Source organism: Streptomyces sp. NPDC057697 (assembly GCF_042799335.1).
GTDB lineage: Bacteria > Actinomycetota > Actinomycetes > Streptomycetales > Streptomycetaceae > Streptomyces.
Genome location: NZ_JBHVJA010000030.1, coordinates 1 through 5,939 on the forward strand (window position 1 = coordinate 1; position 5,939 = coordinate 5,939).

The window sequence follows — 5,939 nt, forward strand, 5'->3', positions numbered from 1 at the left end:
GCGGGGCGGGGGACGAGGCGTTGACGGACATGCGGAGGCGCTCCTCGCGTTGTCGGTACGTGCTCGGTGTGAGGACCGGCGGCCGGCCGGCCGCGGTCAGATCGTGTTGCGGTAGGGCGGCATGAAGCGCATCCGCGGCATCTGGTCGGCCAGCACTCCCCCGTCGACCACCAGGCGCGCCCCGGTGAGGTACGCCCCGGCGTCCGAGGCGAGCAGCAGCAGCGCGCCGACGCATTCGTCGGGCCGGGCGTACCTGCCGAGCGGGATGCGCTCGCGGTACGCGGATTCGAAGGCTTCCCGGTCGAAGGGGAACTCGCCGTCGATGGGCGTCTCGACCATGCCGGGGGCGAGGGTGTTGGCGGTGATGCCGTGCGGGGCGAGTTCGACCGCCAGGGTCTCGGTGAGGAGCTGGGCGGCGGCCTTGGAGGCGTTGTAGTGGGCCAGCCCTGCCTCCGCCACCAGGGCGTTCTTCGATGTGATGGTGATGATGCGGCCCGCGACGGAGTCCGCCGTCATGTGCTCGGCGACGCGCTGGCTGAGGAAGAAGACGGCATCGACGTTGACCCGCATGATGTGCGACCAGCTCGCGGGGGTGATCTCGTTGAAGCGCTCCAGCGCCGCCGTGCCCGCGTTGTTGACCAGGATGTGCAGCGGGCCCGCCTCGGCGCGCACGGCGTCGACGAAGCCGGGCAGCGCGTCGATGTCCGCGAGGTCCTGCCCGTACGTGCGGCAGCCGCGGCCGAGTGCCTCGACCGCCGCGGCCGTCCCGTCGATGCCCTCGGCACCGGGCAGGTCGACGAGGACCAGATCGGCGCCCGCCTCGGCGAGGCCGACGGCGAAGGAGCGGCCGAGGCCCCGGGCGGCCCCGGTCACGACCGCGGTACGGCCGGTCAGATCGAAGCGGTCGGTTCCCCGGGGCGGGACGGCTGCGGTCATGGCGGGCTTTCCTCCAGGCGGAGAGGTGGCGGGGCGGAGAGGAACGGAAGGAGCGGTCGGGTCCGGTCCCGACCGCCGGAAGGGTCCGGGCCGCCGCGCTGGGACACTCGGACAGTGGCGCGGCGGCCCGGCTGCCGGTCGGTACCGGGCGACAGGGGGATGACCCCGGCGCCGTACCGGCAGGTTCGGGGGAACGGCCGGGTCAGCCGTTCAGGCCCAGCAGATCCAGCGACGGCCGGTGGATGATCTCCTCCACCGCGTCGGCGTCGAGCGGCGGCAGCCCGGGGATGCCGGGGATGCGGGCGATCTCCCGCAGCCCCTTCACCGAGTCGTCGACCGTGGTGAACGGGTAGTCGCTGCCGAACAGCACCTTGTGGAAGACCCCGTAGTCCTGGACCAGCCGGAGGCTGTGCCAGAGCTGGAAGGGCCGGTAGTGCAGGGCGCTGAGGTCTGCGTAGACATGCGGGTGCTTGCGGATGACCGCGATGCACTCGCCCTCGAAGGGGTGGCCGAGGTGGGCGAGGACCATCCGCAGTTCCGGGTGGCGGATGGCGACCGCGTCCAGGTGGCGGGGCATCGCCCACTCCAGCGGCGCGCTGGACACGAAGGTGGTGCCGGTGTGCACCAGGAGCGGGAGCCCGTGCCGCTCGGCGTAGGTGTACAGCTCGTCGTACTCCTCGGCGGCCGGGTCGAAGCCCGCGTACATCGGCATCAGTTTGATGCCGCGCAGGCCCAGTTCCTGGTGGCCGTGGCGGAGTTCGTCCTGCCAGCCGGGCTGGGTGGGGTCGAGGGACAGATAGCCGATGAGCCGGTCGGGGTGGGCTCCGGCGTACGAGGCGACGGCCGCGTCGTCGACCCAGAGGCCGCTGCGCCGTGCCTTGCCCCCGACGACGATCGTGCGGGTGCCCTCGGGGGCGGTGGCGGCGTACTCCTCCCACGTCACCGTGAGGTCGACCTCGCCCGCGTGGGCGCGGGCGGAGTCGGACCTGAACGGGTCGGTGAAGTCGTGGCTGTGCCGGAAGAGGTGCGAGTGGACGTCGACGATCATGTCCGGTTCCGCTTCTCCCAGCCGTCCGCGAACATGTTCCAGAAGCGGTGGCTGGGCGGGTGCTCCTCGAAGACCTCGTCGACGAGTTCGACACCGAGGCCCGGGGCGGTCGGCAGGCCGATGCGGCCGTCGACGATCGGGAGGGTGCCCTTGAGCGCGTCGAAGACGTAGTCCTCCAGGAGGCCGTCGAAGGTTTCGAGGATCTTGAAGTTGGGGATTCCGAGGGTCGCGTGCACCGAGACGGTGGTGCAGAGCGGCGAGTTGGAGTTGTGCGGGGCCACGAGCATGCCGTGGGTATCGGCGATCGCCGCGAGCTTCCTGACCTCGGTGAAGCCGCCGGCCATCGAGAGGTCGGGCTGGATGATGTCGACGGCGTTCGTGGCGAAGAGCTGCTTGTACTCGTAGCGGTTGTGGAAGTGCTCGCCGCCGGAGATCGGGAACGCGGCGCGCTGCCGCAGCTCCGCGTAGCGCTCGATGTGGGTCCAGGGCATCGGCTCCTCGAACCAGCCGATGTCGAAGGGCTCCAGCTCGCGTACCAGCCGGGCCGCGGTCGGCATGGCGAACCGGGCGTGGCCCTCGATGAAGAGGTCGACGTCCGGTCCGATGGCCTCGCGGACGGCGGCCACGAGGTCGACGGAGCGGCGCAGTTCGGCGCGCTCCAGCTCGTGCAGTCCGGGGCCGAAGGGGTCGAACTTGAGGGCGGTGAAGCCCTTCGCCACGGTCTCCTTCGCCTTGGCCGCGAAGGTCTCGGGCTCGCGTTCGCCGGTGTACCAGCCGTTGGCGTACACGCGGACGTCGTCCCGGCAGGCGCCGCCGGTCAGCCGGTACGCGGGGACGCCGAGCGCCTTGCCCATCAGGTCGTACATCGCCTGGTCGAGACCGGACAGGGCGACGCCGCCCATGTCGCCGCCGCGCAGGAAGTCGCCCTGGTAGACGCGGAGCCAGAGCTCCTCGATGTCGAAGGGGTCGGCGCCGACGAGGTGGCGCCGGGCGATCGCCTCGGTGAGCTCGCAGACCTCGCGGACCCGGTAGGGGTGGGTGATCTCGCCGATGCCGGACAGGCCCTCGTCGGTGTGGACCCGGACGTAGCCGAAGTCGCGCCAGGAGGTGCCGAGCATCAGCGTCTCGACCCGGGTGATCCGTCCGGCCGGGCCTGCCGGGCGGGTGCGGTTGACAGTCAGCATCAGCGGGTCGCTCCGCCCATGGTGGAGGTGTTTTCCAGGTCCCGGGCGCCGCCGTCGGCGAGCACGGCCTTGACCGCGGCCTCGGTGCCCTCGACGAGGCGGTCCACGTCGGCGTCGGTGTGGGCGTAGCTGATGTGGCTGCGCTTGAGGTTGAGCGGCAGCTCGAACAGGCCGTGGTCCAGGAGCTTGCGGCGGTAGCCGACGAAGAGCGAGGCGTCGTTGTTCAGCAGGTCCGCGTAGGTGCGGGGGGCCTCGCCCGGCATGAAGTAGCTGACGAAGACGGAGCCGTAGCCGGTGACGACGGCGGGGACGCCGAGGCGCTCGTAGAGTCCGGTCAGTTCAGTGCGGACGCGCTCGCCGAGCCGGAAGACGTGCTCGTGGACCGGCTCCTCGCGCAGTTTGCGCAGGGTGGCGAGGGCGGCGGCGACGACGGACGGGTGGCCGTTGTACGTGCCGGCGAAGAAGGCGGGGGCGCCGGGGCGGGTGGAGAAGAGGTCCATCAGGTCGGCGCGGCCGCCGATCGCGCCGACGGGGGCGCCGTTGGCGATGGCCTTGCCGAGGGTGGTGAGGTCGGGGGTGACCCCGGAGATCTTCTGCCAGCCGCCGATGTCGTGGCGGAAACCGGTGATGACCTCGTCGAAGATCAGGACGCTGCCGGACTTCGTGGTCTCCTCGCGCAGCGTGGTGAGGAACTCCTGGTACGGCAGGAGCGCTCCGACGTTGTGCGGGACGGGCTCGACGATGACGGCGGCGATGTCGGAGCCGTGCTCGGCGAAGGCGCGGCGGACGGCCTCGCTGTCGTTGAACGGCAGGACGAGGGTGGCTTCGAGGACCTCGGGCAGGATGCCGGTGGAGATCGGGTCGTGGCCGCCGACCTTCTCGGGCGCGGAGATGACGTTGAGGCTGACCGCGTCGTGCCAGCCGTGGTAGCAGCCCTGGAACTTGACGACCAGGCGGCGTCCGGTGGCGGCGCGGGAGACGCGCAGCGCGTGGAAGGTGGCCTCGCTGCCGGTGCTGGTGAGCAGCACCTTCTCGATCGAGGGGATCAGTTCGGTGAGCTGTTCGGCGAGGAGGACCTCGCCCTCGGTGACACCGACGCCCATGTGGCCGAGGGTGGCGCCGGCCTCCGCGGTGGCACGGGCCACGTCGGGGTCGTTGTGACCGAGGAGGGGCGGGCCGAACGCCGAGTGGAAGTCGGTGTACTCGCGTCCGTCGGCGGTACGGAACCGCGCGCCCTCCGTCCCCGTGACGACCAGGTCGGTCAGTCCGGGAACGCTGCGCTGACCGCTGTTCACGCCGCCGGGTACGACCTGGCGGGCGCGTTCGGCGAGTCGGGCTCCGGATTCGTTGCCCACCGGGCCTGAACTCATATCGCTTGCTCCTTGCGTCGAGAGTCGTCGGTCTTCTCGGGCCCTGCCCGGCCCGTGAGTCCCTGGCGCCATCCGCCCGGCAGTCGCCGCAGGAAGAGGTTGATCCATGGTGCTGAAGTGGTGCTGGAAGCGGTGCTTCAGGTGGTGCGTTTCGCTTTTTCCGAACACTGTTCTGTAGAGCAGAACAGTGCCTGGATATTACGTGCGGCTTCAGGGCCGGTCAAGACCCTTTCGCACCCAGGAAGGCCCGATTCCGCGCGTTCTTCACAGAGAAAGCGCGTTCGAGCCCTCATGGAGGCACTACGCTGTTCTGCTATGACGAACAGTGCTGCCCCAGAAGAACCGAAGTACTGGGTCAAGAGCGTGGCCAGGGCAGCGGACATCCTCGAAGCGCTCGCCGCCCCCACCCAGGGAAACGGCCTGAGCGTCACGGAGGTCGGCCAGGCGTGCTCCATCTCCAAGAGCGCCGCCTTCGGCATGCTCCAGACCCTGCGCGCCTACGGCCTCGTCTCGGACGACGGCGAAGGCATGAACCGCCGCTACCGGCTCGGCATGAGCCTGGCCCGGCTCGGCGACCGGGCGCGCTCCCAGGTGTCCCTGCGCGGGGTCGCCCACCCGGTCCTGAGCGAGCTGACCCGGAGCACCGGGATGGCGTCCCGGCTCGCCGTACCCGAGGACGGCCACGCGGTCGTCGTGGACCAGGTCGAGCTCGACCAGCGCGTCCGGCTCGATCTGCGGATGGGCCAGCGCGAGCTGCCGCACTGCACGGGCCTGGGCAAGGCGCTGCTCTCCGCCGTGCCGCCGGGCGAGGCGGCCGCGGTCGTCGAGCGGTTCGGGCTGCCCCGGCGCACCTCCCGCACGATCACCGATCCGGCGACGTTCCTGTCGCATCTGCGCGACATCGCCCGGGTCGGCTACGCCCTGGACGACGAGGAGGACGCCGAGGGCATCATCTGCATCGGCGCGCCGGTCTTCGACGACCGTTCGGTCTGCGCCGGGGCGGTCTCGATCACCGGTCTCAAGCTCGGCCTGCCGGCCTGGCGCTACCAGGAACTGGGCGGCCAGGTCCGGGACGCGGCCCGCCGGATCAGCGTCTCGCTCGGCTGGGTCGACGACACGGAGGACGCCGCTTCCGACGGCGACACACGCCATTCCGACGAAATCGGGTCTTGACCAAATGGTGTAACCCGCCGTAGGTTCCCTGCCAACCGCGGTGACACTCCATGGTCACCTGCGTTTTACCCTTTCCGGCCTGGTTCCGGCGCCTGCCCATCGCGTCGTGAACTCTTGAAGACCGGATCCTTTTCAGCCATCCGCCTCATGGCAGTCCCCCGCAGGAACGCTCCCACTTGTCGCACTTCTCGGAAGGCGAAGTCCGCATGAGCGTTCCGCACCACCCCA

At 70.5% G+C, this 5,939-nt stretch carries 5 protein-coding genes; 1 reads left to right on the top strand and 4 read right to left on the bottom strand.

Annotated elements, in window-relative coordinates; translation table 11 throughout:
• Nucleotides 1-96 precede the first annotated feature (96 nt).
• From ACFVFH_RS35580 to ACFVFH_RS35595, 4 genes are all read right to left on the bottom strand, one after another.
• The gene (locus ACFVFH_RS35580; RefSeq protein ID WP_383777061.1) at nucleotides 97-936 is read right to left on the bottom strand and encodes an SDR family NAD(P)-dependent oxidoreductase; all 840 of its coding nucleotides are present in this window, start codon (nucleotides 934-936) and stop codon (nucleotides 97-99) included.
• Nucleotides 937-1,138: 202 nt separating this feature from the next.
• Nucleotides 1,139-1,984 (bottom strand): amidohydrolase family protein, encoded by an 846-nt coding sequence (locus tag ACFVFH_RS35585; protein WP_383777063.1) that lies wholly within the window; start codon nucleotides 1,982-1,984, stop codon nucleotides 1,139-1,141.
• Nucleotides 1,981-3,168, bottom strand: coding sequence for a mandelate racemase/muconate lactonizing enzyme family protein (locus ACFVFH_RS35590; RefSeq protein WP_383777065.1), 1,188 nt, complete (start codon nucleotides 3,166-3,168; stop codon nucleotides 1,981-1,983). Before ACFVFH_RS35590 ends, ACFVFH_RS35585 begins: the two co-directional genes overlap by 4 nt.
• Entirely contained in the window at nucleotides 3,168-4,538 is a 1,371-nt protein-coding gene (locus tag ACFVFH_RS35595) for an aspartate aminotransferase family protein (RefSeq protein ID WP_383777068.1), read from the bottom strand. Before ACFVFH_RS35595 ends, ACFVFH_RS35590 begins: the two co-directional genes overlap by 1 nt.
• Before the next feature lie 315 nt (nucleotides 4,539-4,853).
• On the opposite strand from ACFVFH_RS35595, the gene ACFVFH_RS35600 reads away from it, so the two are divergent.
• Nucleotides 4,854-5,711 carry an IclR family transcriptional regulator gene (locus ACFVFH_RS35600; protein ID WP_383777071.1) on the top strand — a complete coding sequence of 286 codons (858 nt, stop codon included), beginning with the start codon at nucleotides 4,854-4,856 and terminating at the stop codon, nucleotides 5,709-5,711.
• Nucleotides 5,712-5,939 lie beyond the last annotated feature (228 nt).